Origin of the sequence: Thioalkalivibrio sp. ALE14 (assembly GCF_000376845.1) — a bacterium.
Lineage (GTDB): Bacteria > Pseudomonadota > Gammaproteobacteria > Ectothiorhodospirales > Ectothiorhodospiraceae > Thioalkalivibrio.
In genome coordinates this window covers 239,047-262,944 of the sequence record NZ_AQXY01000031.1, presented here as the reverse complement: position 1 = coordinate 262,944, position 23,898 = coordinate 239,047, and the positions used below count along the sequence as shown (strand labels likewise).

Below are 23,898 nucleotides of genomic sequence, written 5' to 3'. Positions count from 1 at the left end.
CAACCAGCAAGGAACGAACCGATGTGCGGGATCGCAGGAGAATTCGTCTGGGGCGAGCGGCGCGCGAGCGGCGAGGCCGTGGCGCGCATGCTGCCCTGTCTGGAGCGACGCGGGCCGGATGCCGACGGACTGTGGGCCTCGGGTCGGGTCGCGCTGGGGCACCGGCGGCTGTCGATCCTGGATCTCTCGCAACGCGCGCACCAGCCGATGTTCGATCCGGAGACCGGGCTGGCGCTGGTGTTCAATGGCGCGATCTACAACTTCCGCGCGCTGCGCAGCGAGCTGGAAGGCCGCGGTCACCGTTTCTTCTCCACCGGTGATACCGAGGTCATCCTGCGCGGCTATGCCGAGTGGGGCGAGGGGATTGTCGCGCGGCTGCACGGGATGTTCGCGTTCGCCCTGTATGACGGTAATGCCCAGCGTCTGCTGCTGGCGCGTGACCGTATGGGCATCAAGCCGCTGTACCTGGCGCGTACGGGGGATGGTATCCGCTTCGCCTCCAACACCCAGGCGCTACTGGCGGCCGGCGACGTGGATGCCGAGCTGGATGCCGAGGCGCTGCACATGCTGTTCTCCCTGCACGCGGTGGTCCCGGCACCGCGCACCGTGCTGCGCGGCATCCGCAAGCTGGAGCCAGGGCACTACCTGAGCATCGACGCGCGCGGCCAGGAGCGGCTGCAGCGCTACTGGACCCTGCATGCGCACCGCCCGGCCGAGCCCGTCTCCGACGCCGAATGGCAGGAGCGCATCGAACACGCCCTGCGCGCTGCGGTGCGCAAGCGCCTGGAGGTGGCCGACGTGCCGGTGGGCGTGCTGCTCTCCGGCGGACTGGACTCGTCGCTGCTGGTGGCGCTGGCGATGGAGGAGGGCGCCCAGGACCTGCGTACCTTCACCGTCGGTTTCGAGGACCAGCCGGAGGAGAAGGGCTCCGAGTTCGAATACTCCGACCCGGTTGCCGAGCGCTACGCCACCGACCACCAGGCCACGCTGATCCCCAACGACCAGGTGCTGGCACGGTTGCCGGAGGCGGTGGGCGCGATGGCCGAGCCGATGTTCGGGCAGGATGCCGTGGCCTTCTACCTGCTGTCCGAGCAGGTCTCGCAGCACGTGAAGGTGGTGCAGTCCGGGCAGGGCGCCGACGAGGTCTTCGGCGGCTACTTCTGGTACCCGCAGATGGCCGAGGATCGCCACGGCGACTGGGTGGAGCGCTTCCGTCGCCACTACTTCGACCGCGATCACCCGGAGATGGCCGAGATGCTGCGCCACCCGCCGGCGAACGATGTGACCGGCGACTGGCTGCGCGAGCAGTTCGCCGAGCTCGAGACCGACCGCGCGGATTCCTTCATCGACGCGGTGCTGGCGCTGGATGTAACCACGCTGATCGTGGACGACCCGGTCAAGCGCGTGGACAACATGACCATGGCCTTCGGGCTGGAGGCGCGGGTGCCATTCCTCGACCACGAGCTGGTGGAGACCGCCGCCGAGATGCCGCCGCACCTGAAACTGGGCGACGGCGGCAAGGACGTCCTGCGCCGCATCGCGCGCGGCCGGCTGCCGGACGCGGTGCTGGACCGGCCCAAGGGCTACTTCCCGGTGCCGGCGCTGAAGTACGTGCGCGGCGACTTCCTCGAGTTCATGCGCGACATCCTCACCTCGCGCGCCTCGCGCGAGCGGGGCCTCTATCAGCCGGCCTATATCGACAAGCTGCTGGATGCACCCGACCAGTACTTCACGCGTATCCAGGGTTCCAAGCTCTGGCACGCGGCGCTGCTCGAGTACTGGCTGCAGACCCACGTGGATCGTTGACCCGAGCGTGCAGGGGCGGGTTCGATGGGGTTTGATTATTAACCACAGAGCACACGGAGGGCTCAGAGGAATTCAATGGCGGTTCACAGGAAGGACGCGAAGATAGGGGGCTGGAACGGGACAGGGCTCGACCGCCGAGGTTGGTTCGCACCGGTGTCGGGGCGGTGGCCAGCGCCCCATCGGCCAGAGGGCTGGCCTCCTGCAGGGTGCAGGCCCCGGCCGTGTAGGAGCTCAGCCCCCTGAGCGATGGGGCGCCAGTCAGACCCCTTCGGGTAGTCGCGTGGCTCAACGCCCGGCCCGCCGTGAAGCCGTTTTGGATCTTCTCCGTGACCTTCGTGTCCTCTGTGGTAGAACCGCCCTTGACCTCCAACCCAAGCGTGCATTCATTCAGAAGTCCAGGGACTCAGATCTCCGTCAGGCGCGGCATCAGCATGGTGAGGTTGCAGGGCATGGTGCGGTCGTCGAGCTGGGCGCGGATGATGCGGTCCCAGGCGGTGCGGCAGGCCCCGGTGGAGCCGGGCAGCACGAAGAGATAGGTACCGTTCGCGACCCCTGAAAGGGCGCGGGACTGCAGGCTGGAGGTGCCGATCTCTTCATAGGAGAGCATGCGGAACAGCTCGCCGAAGCCCTCGATGGTCTTGTCCAGCAGCACCGAGGCGGCCTCGGGTGTGCCGTCACGGCCGGTGATGCCAGTGCCGCCGGTGGTGATCACCGCGTCGATCTCAGGATCGGCGATCCAGCGCGAGAGTTCGGCGCGGATGGCGTAGATGTCGTCCTTCACGATCCCGCGATCGGCCAGCCGGTGGCCGGCGCCTTCGAGGCGTTCCACCAGGGCGTCACCGGAGCGGTCCTCCACCAGTTCGCGGCTGTCGGAGACGGTGAGCACGGCGATGTTCAGCGGCGTCCGGACGGGGGTGGTTTCCGGCGTGGAATCGGTCATGGCAACGTCCTGTTGGTGTATCGTGGCGCCCATCTTAATGAGTTGCTGGAGTTCCGGGAATGTCGGAGCGGGTACAGAAGGTCCTGGCGGCGCGCGGGCTGGGTTCGCGGCGCGAGATCGAGGGCTGGATCGAGCGCGGCGAGGTGCAGGTGAACAATCGCACCGCGCAGCTGGGGGATCAGGTCGACGAACACGACGTGATCCGCGTGCGCGGGCGCATCGTGCGGCGTCCGGAGCACCCGCACCGCTGGATCGTCTATCACAAGCCGGTGGGCGAGATCTGCAGCCGTTCGGATCCCGAGGGCCGGCGGCCGGTGTTTGCCAGCCTGCCGCGGCTGAAGGGGCAGCGCTGGGTGGCCGTGGGGCGGCTGGACCTGAATACCTCGGGCCTGCTGCTGTTCACCACCGACGGTGAGCTGGCCAATCGCCTGATGCACCCGAGCATGGCACTGGAACGCGAGTACGCCGTGCGTGTGCTGGGCGAGGTGCCGTCGGCCACGCTGGACATGCTGCGCGAGGGCGTGGAACTGGAGGACGGGCCGGCGCGTTTCGACAGCCTGGAGGAGCAGGGCGGGGACGGCGCCAATCACTGGTATCACGTGATCGTGAGCGAGGGCCGCAACCGCCTGGTGCGCCGGCTGTGGGATGCCGTCGGCGTGACGGTCAGCCGCCTGATCCGGGTGCGCTATGGACCGGTCGTCCTTGGACGAGGCCTGAAGACGGGGGCGGTGCGGGATCTCGAGACCCGCGAGGTGGCCGGACTGTACCAGGCGGTGGATCTACCGGTTCCAGACTCCGTGCGCCCGCGCGGCCGCGGCGGGCCGCGCCGTCCCGGGCGTGACAAGCGACCGGGCAAGCCGGTGGCGGCCGGCAAGTCACGCAACAGCCGCGCGGCGCGCGAGGACGGCTGGAGTTCGTCGCCGCCGAAGAAGCCGGGCAAGCCGGCATCCCCGAGCGGCCGCGGCGGTGGCCGGGGTACGAAGCCCTCGGGCGGGCGCTCCGGCGGTGGCGGGAAGTCGGGCGGGCGCCGCCAGCGGTAGGGCCGCGTGCGGATTCCCGATCTCCTGGACGCGCTGCGCGCGGAGTACGGCGACCTGCAGTGGTGGCCGGCGGACACGGCGTTCGAGGTGATGGTCGGCGCCGTGCTGACGCAGAACACCAGCTGGACCAACGTCGAAAAGGCCCTGGCCAACCTGCGCGCCAGCGATGCCCTGTCGTTCGAGGGGCTCATGGCGCTCGAGCCCGAGGCGCTGGCCGAACATATCCGCCCCAGTGGCTACTTCAACGTCAAGGCGGACCGGCTGCGCCACCTGCTGGCGTTCCTGGAGCAGGGTGGCGGTATCGAGACCCTGGCGGCAATGGACACCGAAGCGCTGCGAGAGGCCCTTCTGGGGGTCAAGGGCGTGGGTCCGGAGACGGCCGACGACATCGTGCTGTATGCCTTCGACCGCCCGGTCTTCGTGGTGGATGCCTATACCCGGCGCCTTTTTGAGCGCCTGGAGGTCCCGCAGGCGCAGGCCCCCTACGATGTACTGCGCGAGCACGTCGAGTCGGAGCTGGGGCCGGACGCGGCGGCGCTGAACGACCTGCACGCGCTGATCGTGGAGCACGGCAAGGAGCGCTGTCGCCCGCGGCCGCGTTGCGACAGTTGCCCGCTGCGCGGGCATTGCAGTCATCCCGACGCCCGGGGAAACCCTTGAGGTCGCCGCGCCGCGCCGGTTGACGCTGAGCCCGGGGCGCCCGAGCCTGAGCGTTTCGCCGACTGACCCGGGAGGTCGCATGCGGTACGTCTACTCCCTGCTGATCATCGTGTTCGTCGCGGTGGTCGCGATCTTTGCAATCCAGAACCTGCGACTGGTGACCCTGAATTTCCTGACCCTGCATGTGACGCTGCCACTGGCGTTGCTGATCGTCGGGATCTACCTGCTGGGGCTCGTCTCCGGGGGCGCGCTGGTGGCCCTGCTCAAGCGCTGGATCCGTGGCGCGAGTCGCTGATCGGGGCGGTTCGACGCCTATGACCGGTCGCGTACGGTGACGGCGCTCTGGATTCGTCGTCACCCCCTGCTGGTGATCGTGGCGGCACAGCTGTTCGGCACGTCGCTGTGGTTCTCGGTCAACGGAGTCGGGTTGTCGCTGCAACAGGCGCTGGGCTGGTCGCCGGCCGAGATCGGCTGGCTGACCATGGCGACCCAGACGGGCTTCATCACCGGGACCCTGGTGGTGGCGGCGACCGGGATGGCGGATCGCTTCCGCGCGAGCCGGATGTTCGCGCTCTCCGCCCTGGCCGGGGCCGCGGTCAACGCGGTCTTCATCCTGCTGGCCGGCGCCTGGGAGCTGGCCCTGCTCGCGCGTTTTCTGGTGGGGCTGGCGCTGGCCGGGGTGTATCCCCTGGGCATGAAGCTCGTGATTGCCTGGACCCCGGAATACAAGGGCTGGGCACTGTCCTGGCTGCTGGGGATGCTGACCCTGGGGACCGCGCTGCCGCATCTGCTGCGCGGCGCAACGCTCGACTTCCCATGGGCGGTGCCGGTGCTGCTGGCATCGGGGCTGGCGGTGCTGGCGGCGGTCCTGATTCTGCGTCTCGGGGAGGGGCCCCACCTACCGCCGGCCGGGCGTACGCCAGGACTGGGCAAGGGCTTTCGGGCCCTGAGGCAGCGCGATTTCCGCGCCGTGGCCGGCGGCTATTTCGGGCACTGCTGGGAGCTCTATGCCTTCTGGACGCTGGTCCCGTTGCTGGTCGCACGCGAGCTGTCGCGGCTGGAGGCGGATACCGGCCTGATCCCCTGGCTGGCGTTTGGGGTGATTGCGCTGGGGCTGGCGGGTTGTGTCTGGGGCGGACGTCTGAGCCGCAGCCTGGGCAGCCTGCGCGTGGCGCGGGTGGCCCTTGCGGCCTCGGGGCTGGCCTGCCTGCTGTACCCGCTGCTGGCCGGCCAGTCGCCGTGGCTGCTGTTCGCGCTGCTGGCGCTGTGGGGGCTGACGGTGATCGCGGATTCGCCGCAATTCTCCGCGCTGGCGGCGGACAGTGCGCCGGCGGATGCGGTCGGGTCCGCGTTGAGCGTGATGAACGCAATCGGGTTTGCCCTGACCCTGCCGGGGATCTGGCTCACCGGCTGGCTGTGGGCGGATGGCGGAGTCTGGGTGCTGTGGCTGCTGCTGCCCGGGCCGCTGCTGGGGCTGTGGGCGCTGGCGCGCCTGTCGCCGCCACGGGCCGGCCTGGCCTGATGGAAGCTCGCCTCGGGACGGGGCGGTGACGGGGGGCGGGCGGCTGCGTTCCTGGGTTCAGGCGGCGGGGTCGGTCGGGCCGGTGGTTTCAAGCAGGGCCTGTGCGCGTCGCAGAAGCTCGGAGGCTTCGTCCGGGCGTTCTTTCAGGGCGCGGCTCCAGTGGGGGAACAGGTTCTGCTCCTCGCGGCCTTCGTGCTTGGCCAGCGCGCCGGAGATCAGCGCGAAGAACGGGGCCACCGCCCAGGCCTCGTCCACGCCTTCGCTGAATTCGTGCTCCAGCATCGTGGTCTGTTCCAGGATCTCGTCGTGTTCGCGCAGCATGATCGAGGTGGGATCCTGGCCGTTCGGGTTTCGGGGCAGGTCCAGCAGGGGGACGATCAGTTCGTTTTCCACCTCCACGTGGCGACGCAGGCCGTCGACATAGGCGCGGAAATCCGGCGCCGCGCCTTCCAGGTCGCCGGCGTTGACCTTGTGCAGGGCGCTGGCGAACAGGCGGTCGATGCGCAGGTGATCGCGCTCCAGCAGGTCGACCAGGTTCACCGGGGCGACGTCCTCGCGGCGTTGCACCGAGAGTCGCCAAAGTGGCGGGCCGTTCTCGCGGACCTGCCAATGGATGGCATGACGCAACTGCAGGCTGACCGCGTCCATCAAGAGCTTCGGTTCCTGGTCCAGCAAGACCTCGAAGACCTGTCCGGGGCGCAGTTCGCGAAGGGTGTAATAGGCGCGGGTATGGGCATGCTCGGCGAGCCCGCGCAGGTCGAGCACAAAGTCAGCCATGCCCGGGATTCCCGATACCGCGCCGAGCGGCCATGGCGGCCCCGATGGTGCGGCGTTCATCCGGACCCAGCAGGTGCTCGGCGAACGGCAGGACGGCGCGCTCCTCGAGGTCGAGATGGATGCGGTACTGGCGGATCCAGGCCTCCGCCCCGGTCAGGTCCGTAACCTTGCCGTGGGCAATGCTTTCCAGGGCCGGTTCCAGCCGGTCCCAGCCGGTCTCGATCTCGTCGTGCTCGGCGGTCAGGCGGTCCAGCCACTCGCACAGCTGCGGGTGACTCTCGGGGTGACCGCAGTGCTGGCGCAGCACGGGGAACAGGTCCTGGTCCTCGTCCGCGTGGTGGTTGGGGGCGGCCTCGTGGAAGTAATTCAGTACCCGTTGCGCCGCGGTGCGCGCCTCCTCGTCGGCCCCCTTTTCGGCGAGATGCGCAGGCAGACGCTCGAGGATATCCAGGGAGTTGAGGATCCGGCGGTGACAGGCCCGCAGCAGCTCGATGGGCTGCTGGAATCCGGGAACGCTTTCGTAAAGTTGCTCGTGCATCGGGTATCGGACCTTCGCATGGTGCTCGAGAGACATACGACTGTCGCGGAAGCGCTCGCGCCCCGTCTTGATCTCGATCAATGTAAATTGAATATAGCTTAAAGTATGCTGTGCGAAACCTGCCCTGGAGCCTTTGATGCACCCTCGTAACCGGATGTTCATTCTCGCGGCCCTGATCTATGCCTTGCTGGGCGGGCTCGTCGGCATCCTGTGGCTGGCGCAGCCCGGACTGATCCCCGGCAACGTGCCGCGCATCCATGGACACCTGATGCTGCTGGGTTTCGTGACCCTGATGATCTACGGCGTGGGCCTGCACGTGCTGCCGCGCTTCTCCGGGCGGTCCCTGTTCTCGGAACGCCTGGGGCATGTGCAGTTCCTGCTGGCGAATATCGGGCTGTGGGTAATGGTCGCCGGCTGGTTGCTCTTTCATAACCCGACAGTCGCGATCGGCGGGGCAATGGCCTGGGGGGCGATGATCCTGTTCGCCGTGAATATTGCGCTGACCGTGCGCCACTATGGTCCGAAGGGGGCGTAACCATGGCGCGCGAGGAGTACAACGGCTGCGAGCTGCCGGACGACCTGTTCTACGACCTGGACTACGTCTGGGTGCGCCCGGAGGACGACGGGACCTTCACCCTCGGCATTACCGATCCCGCCCAGACCATGGCGGGGCGGGTGCAGTATTTCCGGTTTCGCAAGCCGGGTTCGCACCGGGCTGCGGGCAAGCCGGTGGCACGGCTGGAGTCCGGCAAGTGGGCAGGCGGCATCCCGACCCCGTTCGACGGCACCATCGAGCGCATCAACCCGGCGGTGGAGGCCGATCCCGGTCTGGTGAACGTCGCGCCCTACACGGACGCCTGGGTGGTCGTGATGCGTCCCGACGACCCGGAGAAGGCCCTGGAGCGGCTGCATACCGGACCCGAGGCGATCACGGGGCTCAAACAGTGGATTGACCGCTACGACATTCACTGCATGCGCTGCGCGGATTGAGGTCGGGATTATGAAAGTGGAACTTCTGGTATCCGAATGGTGCGCCTCCTGCCACGATGCCGAACGCATCTGGCGCCAGGTGGCCGAGGACAAACAGATCGACTTCGCGGTGGTCGACATGGGCCAGCCGGAGGGGCGCGAGCTGGCGACCCGGCTGCGCATTCGATCCATCCCCGCCGTGGTGGTGGACGGCGAACTCAAGCACATCGGGTTGCTGGACCGCACGGCCGCGACCGAACTCGTGGCGGAGGCCCCGGAACGCACACAGAAGGCCGCCCGGCATGTCGGTCTGGGCCTGTCGGCCTCCAGCCGCGCCTCGGTGCTGGGGGCGATGGCGTGGCTGTTGATTGCGGGTGCGGCGTTGCCGCTGGGCGGGTTCTTCCTCGAGGGTGCGGCGCGTCCGGCCGCGCTGCATGGCTTTACCCTGGGTTTTCTTCTGCTGCTGATCATGGGGCTTGGCGAGCACATGCTGCCGCGCTTTACCGGCCACCCGATCGCCGGTGGCTGGCTATGGGCCTGGGCGCCGCAGATCCTGGTGCATCTGGCGGTTGTGGGCATGGGACTTGGCTGGATGATGGGGGCGGCCATGCTGACCGCAATCGGTGCGGTCGCGGCCCTGATCGGACTCGCATTGTTCACCCTGCGGGTGGTTCCCCTGCTGGTGCGCCCCTCCCTCTGATCCTGCGCGATAGAATGGGGGCGCACCCACCAACGGAGTCCTTCTGTGAGTCTTTTCGAGAAGCGTATTAGCGAGCTGGAACAAAGCTTGCCGCATCTGGAATCAGGGGAGATGGCGCGCTGGCTCGAGGAAGAGAAACCGTTTCTGCTGGTGGACGTGCGCCAGCCCGAGGAGGCGGCCGAGGGGACGATCGAGGGTGCGGTCAACATCCCGCGGTCCAAGCTAGAGGCCGGTATCGAGTCTCATATGGCGGATGCGGACCAGCCCGTCGTGGTGTTCTGTGGCGGTCGCGGCCGGTCCCAGCTCGTGGCCGACAGCTTGCGCACGATGGGTATTAATGCGTATGTGTTGCGCGGGGGCTACGCGGCGTGGAGGGAGACTTGAACGCGGTGAGGGCGCAAGGCAAAGGCTAGGGAGACGCTGGTTAATTCGTACGTCCGCGCTCGATCGATTTTGCTCGCTGACAAGGCGCGGTGAGCGAAATGTAGCCGAGCTACATAAGCGAGCCGCAACGCGGTCAGCGGGCCCGAATCCAGAAGGCGAGGCGGCCGAGCCCTCAAGGGGTTGGCGCCCCATTTTCCCCGATCCTGCGTTGCGGGGTTTGACCGTAGAGTGACTACGGCGCTGTGCACCGCGCCTTGTCTCGGAAAAATGGGGCACCAACGCGGACGTGCGAATTAATCAGTGTTTCCCTAGGTGCGGCTCCCCCTTACGAGCACTGTGACGGGCGCTATGGCTTTTTTGCCGGGTCTTGGCTAGTCTCCCGAGTAAGTTTTCCGGTTTCCGGAAATTCCCTGAATATCTTTTGCCTGGCGCGTCTCCCCGGAGGCGCGTTCTGCATTCTGGAGTAAGAAAGTGAACAAGCCGAAGATCATCGTCTCCGCCACGGACATGGAGCGCCTGGACAAGCTGCTGGAGTCGCTGCCGGATGGCAGTTTCCCCGGCAAGGCCGATCTCGAGTCCGAACTGGATCGCGCGGATGTCGTGGATTCGCACGATGTCCCGGGCTCGGTGGTGACGATGAACTCGAAGGTCCGGTTCCAGGTGATCGAGTCCGGCGACGAGTTCTCGATGACACTGGTGTACCCGCGTGATGTGGACGAGAGCGGTGGCACGCTGTCGATCCTGGCGCCGGTGGGCAGTGCGCTGCTGGGCCTGTCCGAGGGCGACGAGATCGAGTGGCCGCGGCCGGGCGGGGGGCAGATGCACGTGCGCATCGAGGAGGTCGAGTACCAGCCGGAGCGCGCGGGCGAATACCACCGCTGACGCGGCGTCCCCCTTAGGGAAACACTGACCAATGTACACACTCGCGTTGGTACCCCAGGTTTTCCGAGACAAGGCGCGGTGCGCAGCCGGTAGTGGTTCTACCGGCAAGGGCCGCAACGCAGGATCGGGGAACCTGGGGTGCCAACCCCACAGACCATTGAAAGCAGGGGCTCGGCCGCTTTTGCGCGGGAACGGCGTTGCGGTTCTCTTGTGCAGAATGACTGCACGGCAGTCACCGCGCCTTGTTCCCACGCAAAAGCGACTCGAGCGCGAGTGCGTACATTGATCAGTGTTTCCTTAGCCCCAGTAACCCTGGCGATACCACTGGCCGCTGCGCAGGCAGCGGTACAGCCAGAGCCGCCGGCCCTGACGGTCGCGGCTGCAAGCGTAGTCGCGCCGTGCATCCTGGCCGTGATCCCACCAGCCGTCTTCCAGTCGTCCCAGCCATTGGGGCTGCTCGGGGGGCGCGGCGGGCTCGGGGCCCTGCAGCCACAGGGCGTTCCCGGCGGCGCGCTGGCCGGGAGTCGGGGCGGTCGGGGCCGGGATGGCGGCGAGATCGTGTCGCGGCCTCTGGGCATCCTCCGGTCTCGGGGTGCGGCGGTTGATCAGGCGGGCGACGGCCTGCTCGCCCAGACGGGCGCGCAGGCGAGCCAGCACGGCGGGTAGCTGATCGGCCGGTGGTCTGCTCGCCGGATCTTCGGCGAGCAGACTGTCGCCCCGGTCCGCCGGGTTCAGCAGGTGGGGTGCCTGCAGGCGCAGGCCGATCACGGCCTCCGGCAGGGTCTCGCGCTCCAGCCGGGTCTGCCACAGGGGCAACCACTCGTCGGCGCGAATCCCCGGCTGGCCGCGTTCCAGCGTCAGCCGGGTGCGCGCCTCGCGGTGGATCAGTTCCAGCGTCATTCCCTGCAGGCTGCGGTTCAGGCCACGCAGCTGGGCCTCGGCCTGGCGCAGCAGGCGCTTGAGCGGGAAGGCCAGGGCCGTGGTGGCGTGGATCTCGTGCTCCAGGCGCAGGGACAGATCCAGCACCGGGGGCGGTACAAAGCGGGGCAGGGTCTCCGCGCGCCGCGCCAGCAGGCGGTCGAGCAGGTCCAGCAACTCCGGTCCGTGGCGCCGGGCCAGTTCGGGGCGTGACAGCCGCAGCAGGTCGCCCAGTTGACGCAGGCCCACGGCGTGCAGGCCCTCGCGGGTAGTGTTGGCCAGCGGCAGGGCCTCCAGCGGGACCGGCGACAGGAGTCGGCGCAGGGCCTCGGGGTCTTCCGCGATCGCGGGGGTGCGCAGACGGGCCAGCAGGCGCGCGGCGGCAGGACTGCGCCCCAGCCCGATGCGGGGATGGAAGCCCAGTTCGACCAGGGTCTCCCGCGCCTGCTGGCCCAACGCCTCCAGGCCGCCGAACAGGCGGCGGCTGCGTCCGACCTCCACCAGGATGCGGCTTGCCTCCGGTTCCGGGTGCACGTGGTCGGAGAAGCGCAGCAGTACACCGGCCAGCATCTCCAGTTGGGCCTGCAGGGCATCCGGGTCGTGCTCGACCAGTTCCGGGGTGTCCAGCACGGCCAGCGCATCCCCCAGCGCCATGCCGGGGCGTGCGCCGGCACGCCGCGCCGCGCGGTTGGCGGTATGCACCCGGGGGGCAGCGCCGGACGTCACCACCAGCAGCGGGCGCTGCAACCGCTCCGGGTCCGGTTCCGCACGGGCCAGGGCGTCCAGCGCCAGATGCGGCAGGTCGATCGCCATCCAGTGTTCCTGCCGCGCGCGGGTGGCGCCGGAGCGGGCGGGGCGCGTCTCCGGTGGCTGGGGTGCCGGTACAGGCGCGGGCGTGGCGGCGACCGGGAGCAGGCTCAGTTGCTGTCGCGCCGGCTCCGGGGGCATGGCCGCATGCGGGGGGCGGGCGGGCTGGCCCATTTCAGGCCTCCGGCGCTTCGGGAACCCGCAGGGGTTGGCCGGAGCGGGCCCAGTGGCCGCCCCCCTTCAGGCAGTGCAGTTCCAGGCCGGAGGCCGCGGGCTGCCAGCGCAGGCGCTGGTGGGCCGGCGAAGGCTGTGCCGCGGCGTTTGGTGGCCGGTACAGGATCGCGCAGGCCCGACTCTCGCTGGCAGCCAGACGCAACCGGCGCAGCAGGGCCGTCTCCACGGGGCCGCGCAGCCAGGCGAGCAGGACGCCGAACGCCGGGTCACGCAGACACTGCTCGCCGGCCCACAGGGTGTCGCGATCGTGCTCGGTGTGGATCAGCAGCACCCGCTCCGGCGGGATGCCGAGGGTCTGCCAGCCCGGCAGCCAGGGCGTGGCCGGGGGCGCGATCACCGCGATCCAGTAGCCGTCGTGGCCGCAGGCGGCCAGCATGGGGACCAGCAGCCGGGTCTCGCCGCAGCCGAACGGGGCCCCCAGCAGTTCGACCAGCTGGCCGCGTGGCCAGCCCCCGCCCAGGGCCCGGTCCAGTTCCGCGTGGCCGCTGGGCCAGACCGGGGCATCCGGGGCGGGGGCAGCGCTGCGTCCGCGCCAGAGCGCCGGGTGGTCGAGCAGGGTGTCCAGCGTGCCCATGAATCAGTGTTTCCCCTAGGCCTGGGGGTCGAGATCGCGCAGCACGCCCACGCCGATCCCCTCGATGGCCAGGTCCTGGCGCTCGAGGTCGATCTCGATGGGGGCGAAGTCGGGGTTCTCCGGGAGCAGGCGGATCTTGGGGCCGTCCTGTGCGAAGCGCTTGACGGTGACCTCGTCCTCGATGCGGGCGACCACGATCTGGCCGGGGCGGGCCTCCGGGGTCTGGCGCACGGCCAGCAGGTCGCCATCGAGGATACCGGCATCGCGCATGCTTTCGCCGTGCACGCGCAGGAGGTAGTCCGGGCGGGCGCGGAACAGGGTGTCGTCGACCCGGTAGTGGCGCTCGATGTGTTCGGTGGCAAGGATCGGCGACCCGGCGGCGACGCGCCCGACCAGGGGCAGTTCGGCCGGCGCGCCCCGCGCGGAACCCGGCAGGCGGATGCCGCGGGAGGTGCCGCCCAGCAGTTCGATGGCGCCCTTCTTCTCCAGGGCCTTCAGGTGGCACTCGGCCGCATAGGGCGAGCGAAAGCCGAAGGCCCGGGCGATCTCGCTGCGGGTCGGCGCCGTGCCCTGGGTGGCGATGGTCTCGCTAATGTAGTCGAGGATGGCCTGCTGGCGTTCCGTAAGCGACACAAGACCCCTCCAGTAACTGTCTATATATACAGTACATCCACGCCCCACACGAGGACAAGCGAAAGGGTCAAGGGCGATTCACAGGAAGATGGGAAGATCGGAAGGTTTTTAGGGTAAAGCGCGATCGCAGACGTTCACGTTGTACTTCCACGTGTGCTATGGCACCGCCGTCATATCCATTAATCTTCCAACCTTCCCATCTTCCTGTAGACCGCCCTTGACCTTGAGCGCGGAGTGCTCAGGAGGCGGTGTAGTCGAGGGGGAGGGCGGTGCGGTCGACGACGCGGCGCAGCACGAAGCTGGAGTGCACGCTGTCCACGCCCTCCAGGCGGGTGATGCGGCGCAGCAGGAAGTCCTGGTAGGCATCCATGTCGGGGACTACCACCTGCAGCATGTAGTCGGCGGACTGGCCGGTGATCAGGTAGCAGTGCTGGACTTCGGGGTAGCCGGCTACGGTTTCCTCGAAATGCGCGAAGCGCTCCGGGGTGTGGCGGTCCATGCCGATGTGGATCAGGGCGGTCAGCTCCAGGCCCAGGCTGCGCCGGTCCAGCAGCGCCACGCGGCGCAGCAGGATACCGGCCTGCTCCAGCGCGCGTACCCGGCGCAGGCAGGGAGAGGGGCTGAGCCCGACGCGCTCCGCCAGGGCCTGGTTGGACAGGTTCGCATCCTCCTGCAGGATCTCGAGGATGCGACGGTCATAGCGGTCGAGTGAGTGTGGTTGTGGTTTCATGGGGAGGATTATTGCGCATATAGCCCTTGAATGCGCAACAATAGATCCCAACTAAGGCCTTTATAGGGAAAAACGCAAGGTTATGCCCGGATGAATGCGTTAGGATAATGCACAGATAGAAATCCGGAGCGCGGCGGCCGACCTCACGGCAAGTCACGCCCTTACAGGAGACGAGCACGATGGCCTTCGATCACACCAAGTACGCCCCGTTCCCGCCGATCGACAAGTCCGATCGCCGCTGGCCGGCCCAGCGCACGACGGTTGCACCGCGTTTCTGCGCGGTGGATCTGCGCGACGGCAACCAGGCGCTGGTGCACCCGATGAGCGTGGAACAGAAGATGCGCTTCTTCGAGGTGCTGGCGGATATCGGCCTGACCGAGATCGAGATCGGCTTCCCGTCCGCCTCGCAGATCGACTACGACTTCACCCGCCGCCTGATCGACGAAGACCGCATCCCCGAGGGCGTGTACATCCAGGTGCTGACCCAGGCGCGCGAGGACCTGATCCAGAAGACCTTCGCGGCGCTGGAGGGCGCCCCGCGTGCGGTAGTGCACGTGTACAACTCCACCAACCCGGCGCAGCGCGAGCAGGTGTTTCGCATGGACCGCGACGGTATCCGCGGTATCGCCGAGAACGGCGCGCGCTGGGTGCGGGACTATGCGGCGAAGTACCCGCAGACCGACTGGATCTTCCAGTACTCGCCGGAGAGCTTCTCGACCACCGAGCTGGACTACGCGGTCGAGGTGGTCGATGCGGTGAACGCGATCTGGCGCCCGGACCAGGGTCAGAAGGTCGTGATCAACCTGCCGGCAACGGTCGAATCCGCTACACCGAACGTGTTCGCCGACCAGGTCGAGTGGTTCTGCGACCACGTGCAGTACCGCGAGCATTTCTGCGTGTCGCTGCATACGCACAACGACCGGGGCACCGGCGTGGCCGCGGCCGAGCTGGGCCTGCTGGCCGGGGCCGACCGCCTGGAGGGCACGCTGTTCGGTAATGGCGAGCGCACCGGTAACATGGACCTGGTTACCGTCGGCATGAATCTGTACTCGCAGGGTATCGACCCGACCATCGACCTGTCGGACATGGAACGGCTGATGGAGGTGTACAAGGAGTGCACCGACATGCCCATCCACCCACGTCACCCGTGGGCGGGCGAGCTGGTCTACACCGCGTTTTCCGGCAGCCACCAGGACGCAATCCGCAAGGGGCTGGCGCACTACAAGGAGCAGGGTGGCCACTGGAACGTGCCCTATCTGCCGATCGATCCGGGCGACCTGGGGCGGCGCTACGAGGAGGTCGTGCGTATCAACAGCCAGTCCGGCAAGGGCGGCGTGGCGCATGTGCTGGAGCGCGACTACGGCATCGAGGTGCCGCGCTGGCTGGCGATCGAATTCGCCCGCATCGTGCAGAAGGACGCCGAGACCTCGCAGATCGAGGTGTCATCCAGGCGCATCCACGAGTTGTTCGAGCAGCATTACCTGACCCCGGTCGCCGGCTGGGACCTGGTGCGCTACGAGATCGAGAAGGAAGGCCCGGTGGTGCGCCTGGACGCGACCATGGGCCCGCCCGGGCGTGAATCCCGCCTGCAGGGCGAGGGCCACGGCGCGGTCGAGGCCTTGACCGCCGCGATGCAGGCCGAGCGCGGGGTGCAGGTGAAGGTGACCCATTTCGACGAGCACGCGATGGAGTCCGGCACCGAAGCACGCGCGATGGCCGCGGTGGATGTGCAGGTCGATGGTGAACGCTCCGTGGGTGTTGCCCTGGGCGAGGACACCACCGCCGCCACCCTGCAGGCCGTGCTGAACGCCACCGGCCGACGCCTGGGCGAACGCGCCGCCGAACCGGCCGCCGTCAACGCTTGATCCAGCCGCCCCTGCGTGTCCGAGGGCGCGCAGGGGGCATTGAAGGCCACGCAAGCACCGTTCGTCGAGGTGGGGCTGGCTTTGGCAGGGGCTTCGCCTGCAAGCAGGCTCCTACCGGAGGTGGGATGCGGTCTTGTAGGAGCCGCCTTGGCGGCGAAGCCCCGCCCGCGCCGGAGCGCCGCAGCCGGGTTCCGTCCCGGGCTCTTTACTTCTCCAGCGCGTCGGGTGCCGGAGACGTCAGAATCGACGAACGATCAGGCCCATCGATGAAGCCGCGTCCGCCAGGACGTTGTCTGCGGTGGCGATGACTGGAATCTCGTGATGCCGCGCAGTTGCGATGTGCAGTGCGTCCAGCGTCCGCAGTGGGTGTTCGGGGTAACGGGTGATCAGGTTGGTCGCTTCCTCGAATAGTGAGTCATCGAAGGGATAGAGCTGTAGCGAGGCACTGGAGATGTCGTCCTGGAAGGTGGCGAAGATGATCGTTTCCAGCTCCTGCGGCAGTTCGCCCATGCGTCGGCGCCGTGCGAGCAGGGACCGCAGTTCCGTGGCCACCAGACGACTGATGATGGCGACGTCGACCTTTTGCAGGTAGCCGACAAAGGCCTCGGAGCCCGGTTCGTTCAGGTACCACTTGGCCAGGGCACTGGTGTCGAGGTAGCTCCGTTCATCCGCGCTCATCGCGCTCTTCCCTGAGGAGGGTCTCCGAGGGAATCAGCTGCGCGGTGCGCTGGCGAAGCTCGTGGTGATCGGGACGCTGGCGCCCGCGACGAACGGGCAAAACCCGTGCAATCGGTTTTCCGTGGCGGGTGATGGTGATCTCGCCGGACGCCTGTACGATTTCGTCCAGGTGTCCAATGGAGGCCCGCATCTCGCGGACGTTGAGCTCTTTCATGGCGCCCCCTCAAGTGTGCTTCATTTTCTGATATTGAAGCACGCGGTTGTGCGTTCGGCAATGACGGGGCCCATTGGGGGACGCAAAGGCATTTACTTCACCCGCTTCTCCAGCATGTTCTGCATGCGGGTGAGGCGTTCCTGCAGCTTGACGGTTTCCTGCTGGATCCCGTGGATCTCCGCGTGCAGGGCCTGGTTCTCCTCATGCACGCTGTCGTGGATCATCTGCTGTTCGATCTCCATCGCGCGGTCGTGCATGCGCTGCATGGCGTCTACGATGATCGCGATGAACAGGTTCAGCACGGTGAAGGTGGCGATCAGGATGAACGGCACGAAGAACGCCCAGGCCCAGGGGTAGACCTCCATCACCGGGCGGGCGATGTCCTCCGACCAGCCCTCCAGGGTCATCACCTGGAACAGGCTGTACATGGTAGCGCCCAGGGTGCCGAACTTCTGCGGGAAGGACTCGCCGAACAGGCCGGTCGCGATGATCGCGAACACGTAGAAGATCAGCAGCAGAAGCCCGATGATGGAGATGATGCCCGGGATGGCCCGCAGCAGCGCCTCCACGATGAAGCGCAGCTTCGGGACCATGGAGACCAGCCGCAGCAGGCGCAGCACGCGAAGCACAGAGAACGGACCGGAGGCCGGGATCAGCGCGATCCCCACCACGAAGAAGTCGAACACGTTCCACGGGTTGCGCCAGAAACTCAGCCGGTAGACGAACAGCTTGGCCAGCACCTCGGCGGTGAAGAGCGACAGGATCAGGGCATCGGCGGTCAGGATGACCGGGCCCATCCAGCCCATCACGGTGTCCGAAGTCTCGAGCCCCAGGGTCAGGGCGTTGAGCAGGATCAGGCCGATGATGAAGCGCTGGGTCAGGCGGGCCTCGATGAAGCCTTCCAGGCGCGTGCGCAGCGTGGGGGTCTCGCTCATGGTGTCGGGGGTCGTCGCAGTGCTCGGGGACGCGCAAGAGTAGGGTAAACCCGGGATTCCGGCAATCGCGCAGCGCGAGTTGTGTCATGCCCGGTACAGGACGGGCGGCCGGGCCCGCGCAGGCGGGTGATCAAAGGAGACGAGGGATGTGGGATGAACGCTACGCCACGGACGAATACGTCTACGGCACCGAACCGAACGACTTCCTGCGTGCCGCGGTGGCCAACGTGCCGCGTGGCCGTGCCCTGTGCCTCGGCGAAGGGGAGGGGCGCAATGCCGTGTTCCTGGCGCAACAGGGATTCGAGGTGCTCGCGGTGGACAGTTCCGCCGTCGGCCTGCAAAAGGCCGAGCGTTTGGCCGCCGACCGGGGTGTCCACATCGAGACCCTGGTGGCGGATCTCGCGGATTACGCGATCGAGCCGGCCGCGTGGGATCTGATTACCTCGATCTTTTGCCATGTACCGCCGGCGATCCGGCGCCGCCTGCATGCCGAGGTGGTGACAGGGCTGCGCCCGGGCGGGGTGTTCATCCTCGAGGCCTATACCCCGGCCCAGCTGGACTGGGGGACGGGTGGGCCGCCCACGGCCGAACTGATGATGACCCGGGATGCGCTGGTCGAGGAGCTGGACGGGCTGGAATTCGAGGAGGCCGTGGAACGCGAACGCGACGTGCTCGAGGGGCAGTTTCACACCGGGCGCGGCGCCGTCGTGCAGATCCTGGCACACAAGCCGCGGCTGGACTGGGCTTGACCCCCGCGGCTTCCTGGTCAGCCACGAGAGCCTGCCACTGGCGGGGCTCATTCGGGGACGTGCATGGACCGTCCCGGGCCACTTTGATCCAGGCCTTCTTGGGAAGGTCACCCTCCTGACGTCCCTTTCCCCTGCCCCTTCATCCCGGCCGGAGCGAAGCGAAGAGCCGGGATCTCCCCCGTCGGGGCAACCCCCAGCGCGCAGATCCCGGATAACCGCTACGCGGTTTCCGGGATGACGAAATCGGGGGGCAGCCGGAGACGCGAGCTCGACCCGGGCCCGCACGGTCCTTGGGTCTGGCGGACGCTCGTTGCGAATCAGGTGGGGCTTTGATTCGGAACGAGCTTCAGCCAGTCGCCGGTTCGCAGGATGGGTCGAGCGTAGCGAATCCCATGATGGGACTGGACGGGTCGGTCAGTTCGGTGCAGGCGGGATCGCGACGCCGGCCTCGCGCAGCCAGTTGCCGAGGGTGATCAGCGGCAGGCCGACCAGCGCGGTCGGATCGTCGCCGCTCATGCGCGCGAACAGACTGATGCCCAGCCCCTCCGACTTGAAGCTGCCGGCGCAGTCCAGCGGCTGATCCAGGGCCACGTAACGCCGGATCTCCTCCGGCGTCAGTTCGCGGAAGGTGACGGTGAACGGCACCTGTCCGCTACGGGTCTGGCCGGTGGCGGTATCCAGGAGGGCCAGGCCGGTGTGGAAGGTGACGGTCTCGCCGGACAGTGCCGCGAGCTGGGCCTCCGCGCGGTCGGCGCTTCCCGGCTTGCCGAGGATATGGCCGGCATGGCTGGCATTCTGGTCGGACCCGATCACCAGATGGTCGGGGTAGGCATCGGCGACCGCGCGGGCCTTGGCCTCGGCGAGGCGTTCGACCATGGCCTCGGGCCGCTCGTGGGGCCGCGGGGTCTCGTCGACTTCGGGGCGCGCGGTCTCGAACGGGAGATGCAGGCGCCCGAGCAGTTCCGCGCGATAGGGGGATGTGGAGGCCAGGACCAGCCTGCGCGCCGTCTCACTCATCGTCGCCATCGATCTCGATCAGGGCGTCGTCCGGGTTGGCCGCGGCCCCCTTGGCCACGTTCACCGCGGTGACCGTCCCGGACACCGGCGCGGCGATCTCGGATTCCATCTTCATGGCCTCCAGCACCAGCACCGGCTGGCCGGCCTCCACGCGATCCCCCTCGGCCACCAGCACGTCGATGATGGTGCCGGGCATGGAGGTGGTGACGTCGCCGGGGCGGGTCGCGCGGCGGGATTTCTTGCGGCTTCCACCGCCGGCTGCGGCACTGCTGCCAGCGGTCTCGATGGTGTCCAGGGTCTCGATCTGCACCTCTTCCGGCATGCCGTCGACCGTTACGTACATCGGGCGCGTGTCTTCCCGGTGGTGGCCGGAGCCGTTGACCTGGATGTGATAGGTCTCGCCGTGGAAGGTGACGTTGAACTCCACCGGGGCGGGGCAGCCGGCCTGGGTGTTCTCCGGCAGGGTCAGCGGTTCCGGGTCGAGGGTCCCGTCACGGCGCTGCTCCAGGAACTGGCGCCCCACCTCGGGGAACAGGGCGAAGGTCAGCACGTCCTCCGGCCCCCGGGCGAGATCGCCGATCTCGCCGGTAAGGCTGTCCATCTCCGGCGGCAGGAGGTCGGCGGGGCGACAGTCGATGACGTCGGCATTGCCGATGGCCTTTTGCCGCACGACCGCATTGATTGGCCCCGGCGCCCGGCCGTAATGCCCGGTCAGATACTGCTTCACCTCGTTGGTGATGGTCTTGTAGCGCTCGCCGGCCAGCACGTTCATCACCGCCTGGGTGCCGACGATCTGCGAGGTCGGGGTCACCAGGGGCGGGTAGCCGAGGTCCTCGCGCACCCGCGGGATCTCCTCCAGCACGGCGTCGAAGCGATCCAGCGCGTTCTGGTCGCGCAGCTGATTTGCCAGGTTGGAGATCATCCCGCCGGGCACCTGGTTCACCTGCACGCGGGTGTCGACCCCGGTGTACTCGCTCTCGAAGCGCTGGTACTTCTTGCGCACCTCGTGGAAGTACAGCCCGATCTTCTGCAGCGCGACCAGATCCAGCCCGGTGTCATGCTGGGTGCCCGCCAGGGCGGCGACCAGGCTCTCGGTCGGCGGGTGGCTGGTGCCGCCGGCAAAGGCGGAGATCGCGGTCTCGATATGCCCGCAGCCGGCTTCGATGGCCTGCCAGTGGCACAGTTCGGACAGGCCGGAGGTGGCATGCGCGTGCAGGTGGATCGGCACGTCCAGCGCATCCACCAGCTCGGTGACCAGCTCGCGGGTGGCAGACGGGGTCAGCAGTCCGGCCATGTCCTTGATCGCGATGCTCTGTGCGCCCATGTCCACCAGTTCGCGGCCCAGGGCAACGAACTCGGCGGCCGAATGCACCGGGCCGGTGGTGTAGCAAAGCGTGCCCTGTGCATGGCCACCGGCCTCGCGGGTGGCCTCGATCGCGGTGCGCAGGTTCCGGGCGTCGTTCATCGCGTCGAAGATGCGGATGATGTCGATGCCGCCGGCGACCGAGCGCTCGACGAAGGCGCGCACCACATCGTCGGCGTAGTGCCGGTAGCCCAGCAGGTTCTGCCCGCGCAGCAGCATCTGCAACGGGGTGTTCGGCAGCGCAGCCTTGAGCTGATGCAGGCGTTCCCACGGGTCTTCCTTCAAAAAGCGCACGCAGGCATCGAAGGTCGCGCCGCCCCAGACCTCCAGCGAGTGGAAGCCGATGGCATCCATCTGCTCGCAGATCGGCAGCATGTCCTCGGTACGCATGCGCGTGGCGATCAGGCTCTGGTGGCCGTCGCGCAGGGTGACATCGGTGATGTGAACTCGATCCATGGTCATTCCGGTGTCCGGGCGGCGAGTTGCGGTCTATAACCCGTGGTGAGCGGCGAGGGCAGCGGCGATGGCCACCGCAATCTGGCGGTCCGAGCGCTTGCCGGGGAAGTGTGTGAGTTCCGGGTGGGTCGCCACGAATCCGGTGTCGAAGTGCCCGCTGCGGAACACCGGGTGGTCGACGATCGCCAGGTGAAACGGGATGGTCGTCTTGACGCCGAATACCCCGATATCGCGCAGCGCACGGTTGGCGCGTGCCAGGAGGTCATCCCACTCCAGTGCCCAGCAGATCAGCTTGGCGCACATCGAGTCGTAATGCGGGGGAATGGTGTAGCCGGTGTAGATGGCGCCGTCGGTGCGCACCCCGGGGCCGCCCGGGGCGAAATAGCGGGTGATACGGCCGAAGCTCGGCAGGAAGTCGTTCTTCGGGTCTTCCGCGTTGATGCGGAACTCTATGGCGTAGCCGCGGCGGGTGATCTCGGACTGGACATAGCGCAGCGGCTCGCCGGCCGCGATGCGCAACTGCTCCTGCACGATATCGACCCCGGTAATCATCTCGGTAACTGGATGTTCGACCTGAAGACGCGTGTTCATCTCCATGAAATAGAACGAATCATCGGAGTCCATAAGGAACTCGACGGTCCCTGCGTTCTGGTAGCCGACGGCCCTGGCTGCGCGTACGGCGAGCTCGCCCAGATGCTGCCGCTGGGCTTCCGTCAGCTGTGGCGAGGGCGCGATCTCCACCAGCTTCTGGTGGCGCCGCTGCACCGAGCAGTCGCGCTCGAACAGGTGGATAGCGTGCCCATGGGCATCGCCGAGGATCTGTACCTCGATGTGCCGCGGATTGACCACGGCCTTCTCCAGGAAGATCTCGGTGCTGCCGAAGGCGCGGGTGGCCTCGGAGCGCACGCGCTCGAAGTTGTGTTCCAGGGCCGCCGCGTCCTCGCACAGGCGGATGCCGCGGCCGCCACCGCCGCTGGTGGCCTTGAGCATCACCGGGTAGCCGATCCGTTCGGCGACCTCCAGCGCGGCCGCGGCATCTTCCAGATTGTCCTCGGAGCCGGGCGTGACCGGCACACCGGCCTCGATCATCGCCCGCCGCGCCGCGACCTTGTCGCCCATGCGGCGGATGACCGAGGCATCCGGGCCCACCCAGATCAGATCGCGCGCGGCACAGGCAGCGGCGAAATCGGGGTTCTCGGACAGAAAGCCGTAGCCGGGGTGGACCGCGTCACAGCCGGCGGCGCGCGCGACGCTGATCAGGCGATGGATGCTGAGGTAGCCGCCCATGGAGTCCGGGCCGATGGCGTAGGCCTCGTCCGCCTTCTTCACGTGCAGGGCGTGGCGGTCGGCATCCGTGTACACGGCGACCGAAATAATCCCCATTTCGCTGCACGCCCGGATCAGGCGCACGGCGATCTCGCCCCGGTTGGCAATGAGCAGCTTGCGGATCAAACGGAAGGCCCCGGGCAGGTCGATGACAACCCGAGTATCGACGTCGTTTGCGGGCGCTGCAAGTTTCTGTTTCGCTTTGACAGATCGCCCGCGCGCGCGTATATTCCGCGCCCTCGCAACCGAGCCCGATATGAGTCGTATCCCCGTCTCTCTTGACCCGTGGCAACCGCGTGCCCGGCACCTCGAATTCGAGGGTGACCTGGGCCCGGACGATCTGCCGCGACTGCGCGCCGATGCCCTGCCGGGGCACCCGCTGCGCGTTCACGCGCAGTTCCAGCTGGAGCGCGGATCGTTGGACGAGATGCGCCTGAGCGGGGTGATCAGCGGCGAGTTGTGGCATACGTGCCAGCGCTGCCTGCAGCCGATGGCCTGGGAATTCCGGCTGGAGCCGGATGCCGTTCTGCTGCCGCTGGAAGGCACGCGCGCGGGCTTGAGCGAGGGAGACGATTTCGTCGAACTCGAGGCCGATGGCCTGCTGCGCCCCGCGGCCTGGATCGAGGAGGAGATCCTGCTGGCCTGGCCACTGGTGCCACGCCACGCGGACTGCGAACCGGCAGCCGGGCCCGAGTTCACCGAAGGCGAGCGCGGGGACAACCCGTTCGCCGTGCTGGAACAACTGAAAAAGGGGGGCGGCCCGGATCGGGACGACCCGTAACCTGGAGGCGGGCCGGCGCATTGTCCGGGCCGAACCGTTATACTTGCGCCCGTTTTGATACCGGGCTCACTCCCGTCGCCACGGGATTTGATCAATCTGGAGATGCATCATGGCTGTTCAGCAACGCCGCAAGACCCGTTCCAAGCGCGACATGCGCCGCTCCCATGACGGGCTGACGGGCGCCACCCTGTCCACGGATCCGACGACCGGCGAGATCCATCGTCGTCACCACGTGACCCCCGATGGCTTCTATCGTGGTCGCCAGGTGATCCAGCAGGACGTCGAAGTCGACGAAGACGAAGATTAAGGTCCAGGGAATGACCGTCCCGGGGCCACGGCTGCGCTTGCACCGTGGCCTTTCCGCGTTTGAATACGGCCGCACTGTGGCCGTTCGTCGGAC

At 67.8% G+C, this 23,898-nt stretch carries 27 protein-coding genes; 14 read left to right on the top strand and 13 right to left on the bottom strand.

What is annotated here, in order from left to right:
* Nucleotides 1-21 precede the first annotated feature (21 nt).
* Nucleotides 22-1,806, top strand: a complete 1,785-nt coding sequence (locus F572_RS0114135) for an N-acetylglutaminylglutamine amidotransferase (RefSeq protein ID WP_017941601.1) — start codon at nt 22-24, stop codon at nt 1,804-1,806.
* Nucleotides 1,807-2,209: 403 nt separating this feature from the next.
* On the opposite strand, the gene moaB is transcribed toward F572_RS0114135, so the two are convergent.
* A complete protein-coding gene (gene moaB / locus F572_RS0114130) occupies nt 2,210-2,746 on the bottom strand; it encodes a molybdenum cofactor biosynthesis protein B (protein ID WP_017941600.1) in 537 nt (178 codons plus the stop codon).
* A 59-nt stretch (nt 2,747-2,805) separates the two neighbouring features.
* Between moaB and rluB the strand changes: the two genes are divergently transcribed.
* The 4 genes from rluB (at nt 2,806) to F572_RS0114110 (ending at nt 5,968) form a co-directional block, all read left to right on the top strand.
* On the top strand, nt 2,806-3,786 hold the full coding sequence (gene rluB, locus F572_RS0114125; protein WP_017941599.1) for a 23S rRNA pseudouridine(2605) synthase RluB: 981 nt from the start codon (nt 2,806-2,808) through the stop codon (nt 3,784-3,786).
* 6 nt (nt 3,787-3,792) lie between these two features.
* Nucleotides 3,793-4,446 (top strand): endonuclease III domain-containing protein, encoded by a 654-nt coding sequence (locus tag F572_RS0114120; RefSeq protein WP_017941598.1) that lies wholly within the window; start codon nt 3,793-3,795, stop codon nt 4,444-4,446.
* Between the two features lie 79 nt (nt 4,447-4,525).
* Complete coding sequence (locus tag F572_RS0114115; protein WP_017941597.1) at nt 4,526-4,741, top strand: lipopolysaccharide assembly protein LapA domain-containing protein; 216 nt, start codon at nt 4,526-4,528, stop codon at nt 4,739-4,741.
* A gap of 72 nt (nt 4,742-4,813) precedes the next feature.
* A complete protein-coding gene (locus F572_RS0114110; protein ID WP_017941596.1) occupies nt 4,814-5,968 on the top strand; it encodes a nitrate/nitrite transporter in 1,155 nt (384 codons plus the stop codon).
* Between the two features lie 57 nt (nt 5,969-6,025).
* Here the strand turns inward: F572_RS0114110 and F572_RS0114105 are convergent, their stop codons facing one another.
* Nucleotides 6,026-6,745 carry a hemerythrin domain-containing protein gene (locus F572_RS0114105; protein ID WP_017941595.1) on the bottom strand — a complete coding sequence of 240 codons (720 nt, stop codon included), beginning with the start codon at nt 6,743-6,745 and terminating at the stop codon, nt 6,026-6,028.
* The gene (locus F572_RS0114100) at nt 6,738-7,364 is read right to left on the bottom strand and encodes a hemerythrin domain-containing protein (protein WP_017941594.1); all 627 of its coding nucleotides are present in this window, start codon (nt 7,362-7,364) and stop codon (nt 6,738-6,740) included. The genes F572_RS0114105 and F572_RS0114100 overlap by 8 nt, the downstream gene beginning before the upstream one ends.
* Nucleotides 7,365-7,419: 55 nt before the next feature.
* Between F572_RS0114100 and F572_RS0114095 the strand changes: the two genes are divergently transcribed.
* From F572_RS0114095 to rnk, 5 genes are all read left to right on the top strand, one after another.
* Nucleotides 7,420-7,818 carry a hypothetical protein gene (locus F572_RS0114095; protein WP_038034423.1) on the top strand — a complete coding sequence of 133 codons (399 nt, stop codon included), beginning with the start codon at nt 7,420-7,422 and terminating at the stop codon, nt 7,816-7,818.
* A 2-nt stretch (nt 7,819-7,820) separates the two neighbouring features.
* Complete coding sequence (locus tag F572_RS0114090) at nt 7,821-8,273, top strand: glycine cleavage system protein H (RefSeq protein WP_017941592.1); 453 nt, start codon at nt 7,821-7,823, stop codon at nt 8,271-8,273.
* 10 nt (nt 8,274-8,283) lie between these two features.
* A complete protein-coding gene (locus F572_RS0114085) occupies nt 8,284-8,952 on the top strand; it encodes a thioredoxin family protein (RefSeq protein WP_017941591.1) in 669 nt (222 codons plus the stop codon).
* 45 nt (nt 8,953-8,997) lie between these two features.
* Nucleotides 8,998-9,336, top strand: coding sequence for a rhodanese-like domain-containing protein (locus tag F572_RS0114080; protein WP_017941590.1), 339 nt, complete (start codon nt 8,998-9,000; stop codon nt 9,334-9,336).
* A 471-nt stretch (nt 9,337-9,807) separates the two neighbouring features.
* Nucleotides 9,808-10,218: a nucleoside diphosphate kinase regulator gene (gene rnk / locus F572_RS0114075; protein ID WP_017941589.1), complete on the top strand. Its 411-nt coding sequence runs from the start codon at nt 9,808-9,810 to the stop codon at nt 10,216-10,218.
* Between the two features lie 297 nt (nt 10,219-10,515).
* On the opposite strand, the gene F572_RS0114070 is transcribed toward rnk, so the two are convergent.
* From F572_RS0114070 to F572_RS0114055, 4 genes are all read right to left on the bottom strand, one after another.
* On the bottom strand, nt 10,516-11,949 hold the full coding sequence (locus F572_RS0114070) for a DNA polymerase Y family protein (protein ID WP_017942107.1): 1,434 nt from the start codon (nt 11,947-11,949) through the stop codon (nt 10,516-10,518).
* 169 nt (nt 11,950-12,118) lie between these two features.
* Nucleotides 12,119-12,751 carry a translesion DNA synthesis-associated protein ImuA gene (gene imuA, locus F572_RS0114065; protein WP_017942106.1) on the bottom strand — a complete coding sequence of 211 codons (633 nt, stop codon included), beginning with the start codon at nt 12,749-12,751 and terminating at the stop codon, nt 12,119-12,121.
* Nucleotides 12,752-12,766: 15 nt separating this feature from the next.
* Entirely contained in the window at nt 12,767-13,384 is a 618-nt protein-coding gene (lexA, locus tag F572_RS0114060) for a transcriptional repressor LexA (RefSeq protein WP_017942105.1), read from the bottom strand.
* A 238-nt stretch (nt 13,385-13,622) separates the two neighbouring features.
* Nucleotides 13,623-14,114: an Lrp/AsnC family transcriptional regulator gene (locus F572_RS0114055; protein ID WP_017942104.1), complete on the bottom strand. Its 492-nt coding sequence runs from the start codon at nt 14,112-14,114 to the stop codon at nt 13,623-13,625.
* A gap of 179 nt (nt 14,115-14,293) precedes the next feature.
* Here F572_RS0114055 and F572_RS0114050 point away from each other — a divergent pair, with 179 nt between their 5' ends.
* On the top strand, nt 14,294-15,979 hold the full coding sequence (locus tag F572_RS0114050; RefSeq protein WP_017942103.1) for a 2-isopropylmalate synthase: 1,686 nt from the start codon (nt 14,294-14,296) through the stop codon (nt 15,977-15,979).
* 237 nt (nt 15,980-16,216) lie between these two features.
* On the opposite strand, the gene F572_RS0114045 is transcribed toward F572_RS0114050, so the two are convergent.
* The 3 genes from F572_RS0114045 to F572_RS0114035 all read right to left on the bottom strand — a co-directional run bounded on the left by F572_RS0114045 (nt 16,217) and on the right by F572_RS0114035 (nt 17,806).
* Entirely contained in the window at nt 16,217-16,657 is a 441-nt protein-coding gene (locus F572_RS0114045) for a type II toxin-antitoxin system VapC family toxin (protein ID WP_017942102.1), read from the bottom strand.
* Nucleotides 16,644-16,871 carry a type II toxin-antitoxin system Phd/YefM family antitoxin gene (locus F572_RS0114040; protein WP_017942101.1) on the bottom strand — a complete coding sequence of 76 codons (228 nt, stop codon included), beginning with the start codon at nt 16,869-16,871 and terminating at the stop codon, nt 16,644-16,646. Before F572_RS0114040 ends, F572_RS0114045 begins: the two co-directional genes overlap by 14 nt.
* Nucleotides 16,872-16,963: 92 nt before the next feature.
* A complete protein-coding gene (locus F572_RS0114035) occupies nt 16,964-17,806 on the bottom strand; it encodes an ion transporter (protein WP_017942100.1) in 843 nt (280 codons plus the stop codon).
* 146 nt (nt 17,807-17,952) lie between these two features.
* On the opposite strand from F572_RS0114035, the gene F572_RS0114030 reads away from it, so the two are divergent.
* Nucleotides 17,953-18,555 (top strand): bifunctional 2-polyprenyl-6-hydroxyphenol methylase/3-demethylubiquinol 3-O-methyltransferase UbiG, encoded by a 603-nt coding sequence (locus F572_RS0114030; RefSeq protein ID WP_017942099.1) that lies wholly within the window; start codon nt 17,953-17,955, stop codon nt 18,553-18,555.
* 414 nt (nt 18,556-18,969) lie between these two features.
* Here F572_RS0114030 and F572_RS0114025 read toward each other — a convergent pair whose 3' ends face one another.
* The 3 genes from F572_RS0114025 to F572_RS0114015 are packed head-to-tail and all read right to left on the bottom strand — an operon-like array spanning nt 18,970 to nt 22,843.
* On the bottom strand, nt 18,970-19,572 hold the full coding sequence (locus F572_RS0114025) for a nucleoside triphosphate pyrophosphatase (protein WP_018158515.1): 603 nt from the start codon (nt 19,570-19,572) through the stop codon (nt 18,970-18,972).
* Entirely contained in the window at nt 19,565-21,391 is a 1,827-nt protein-coding gene (oadA, locus tag F572_RS0114020) for a sodium-extruding oxaloacetate decarboxylase subunit alpha (protein ID WP_026143034.1), read from the bottom strand. Before oadA ends, F572_RS0114025 begins: the two co-directional genes overlap by 8 nt.
* Before the next feature lie 33 nt (nt 21,392-21,424).
* A complete protein-coding gene (locus tag F572_RS0114015; RefSeq protein WP_017942096.1) occupies nt 21,425-22,843 on the bottom strand; it encodes an acetyl-CoA carboxylase biotin carboxylase subunit in 1,419 nt (472 codons plus the stop codon).
* A gap of 130 nt (nt 22,844-22,973) precedes the next feature.
* Here F572_RS0114015 and F572_RS0114010 point away from each other — a divergent pair, with 130 nt between their 5' ends.
* Together F572_RS0114010 and rpmF are read left to right on the top strand one after the other, a co-directional pair.
* A complete protein-coding gene (locus tag F572_RS0114010; RefSeq protein WP_017942095.1) occupies nt 22,974-23,498 on the top strand; it encodes a DUF177 domain-containing protein in 525 nt (174 codons plus the stop codon).
* Nucleotides 23,499-23,607: 109 nt separating this feature from the next.
* Complete coding sequence (rpmF, locus tag F572_RS0114005; RefSeq protein ID WP_017942094.1) at nt 23,608-23,805, top strand: 50S ribosomal protein L32; 198 nt, start codon at nt 23,608-23,610, stop codon at nt 23,803-23,805.
* Nucleotides 23,806-23,898: the final 93 nt, after the last annotated feature.

Excerpts from the sequence above, each read along its gene's own strand:
- F572_RS0114135 (WP_017941601.1), top strand. The coding sequence starts at position 22 with ATGTGCGGGATCGCAGGAGAATTCGTCTGGGGCGAGCGGCGCGCGAGC.
- moaB (WP_017941600.1), bottom strand. The coding sequence starts at position 2,746 with ATGACCGATTCCACGCCGGAAACCACCCCCGTCCGGACGCCGCTGAAC.
- rluB (WP_017941599.1), top strand. The coding sequence starts at position 2,806 with ATGTCGGAGCGGGTACAGAAGGTCCTGGCGGCGCGCGGGCTGGGTTCG.
- F572_RS0114115 (WP_017941597.1), top strand. The coding sequence starts at position 4,526 with ATGCGGTACGTCTACTCCCTGCTGATCATCGTGTTCGTCGCGGTGGTC.
- F572_RS0114105 (WP_017941595.1), bottom strand. The coding sequence starts at position 6,745 with ATGGCTGACTTTGTGCTCGACCTGCGCGGGCTCGCCGAGCATGCCCAT.
- F572_RS0114095 (WP_038034423.1), top strand. The coding sequence starts at position 7,420 with ATGCACCCTCGTAACCGGATGTTCATTCTCGCGGCCCTGATCTATGCC.
- F572_RS0114090 (WP_017941592.1), top strand. The coding sequence starts at position 7,821 with ATGGCGCGCGAGGAGTACAACGGCTGCGAGCTGCCGGACGACCTGTTC.
- F572_RS0114085 (WP_017941591.1), top strand. The coding sequence starts at position 8,284 with ATGAAAGTGGAACTTCTGGTATCCGAATGGTGCGCCTCCTGCCACGAT.
- F572_RS0114070 (WP_017942107.1), bottom strand. The coding sequence starts at position 11,949 with ATGGCGATCGACCTGCCGCATCTGGCGCTGGACGCCCTGGCCCGTGCG.
- imuA (WP_017942106.1), bottom strand. The coding sequence starts at position 12,751 with ATGGGCACGCTGGACACCCTGCTCGACCACCCGGCGCTCTGGCGCGGA.
- F572_RS0114055 (WP_017942104.1), bottom strand. The coding sequence starts at position 14,114 with ATGAAACCACAACCACACTCACTCGACCGCTATGACCGTCGCATCCTC.
- F572_RS0114050 (WP_017942103.1), top strand. The coding sequence starts at position 14,294 with ATGGCCTTCGATCACACCAAGTACGCCCCGTTCCCGCCGATCGACAAG.
- F572_RS0114045 (WP_017942102.1), bottom strand. The coding sequence starts at position 16,657 with ATGAGCGCGGATGAACGGAGCTACCTCGACACCAGTGCCCTGGCCAAG.
- F572_RS0114040 (WP_017942101.1), bottom strand. The coding sequence starts at position 16,871 with ATGAAAGAGCTCAACGTCCGCGAGATGCGGGCCTCCATTGGACACCTG.
- F572_RS0114035 (WP_017942100.1), bottom strand. The coding sequence starts at position 17,806 with ATGAGCGAGACCCCCACGCTGCGCACGCGCCTGGAAGGCTTCATCGAG.
- F572_RS0114030 (WP_017942099.1), top strand. The coding sequence starts at position 17,953 with ATGTGGGATGAACGCTACGCCACGGACGAATACGTCTACGGCACCGAA.
- F572_RS0114025 (WP_018158515.1), bottom strand. The coding sequence starts at position 19,572 with ATGAGTGAGACGGCGCGCAGGCTGGTCCTGGCCTCCACATCCCCCTAT.
- oadA (WP_026143034.1), bottom strand. The coding sequence starts at position 21,391 with ATGGATCGAGTTCACATCACCGATGTCACCCTGCGCGACGGCCACCAG.
- F572_RS0114010 (WP_017942095.1), top strand. The coding sequence starts at position 22,974 with ATGAGTCGTATCCCCGTCTCTCTTGACCCGTGGCAACCGCGTGCCCGG.
- rpmF (WP_017942094.1), top strand. The coding sequence starts at position 23,608 with ATGGCTGTTCAGCAACGCCGCAAGACCCGTTCCAAGCGCGACATGCGC.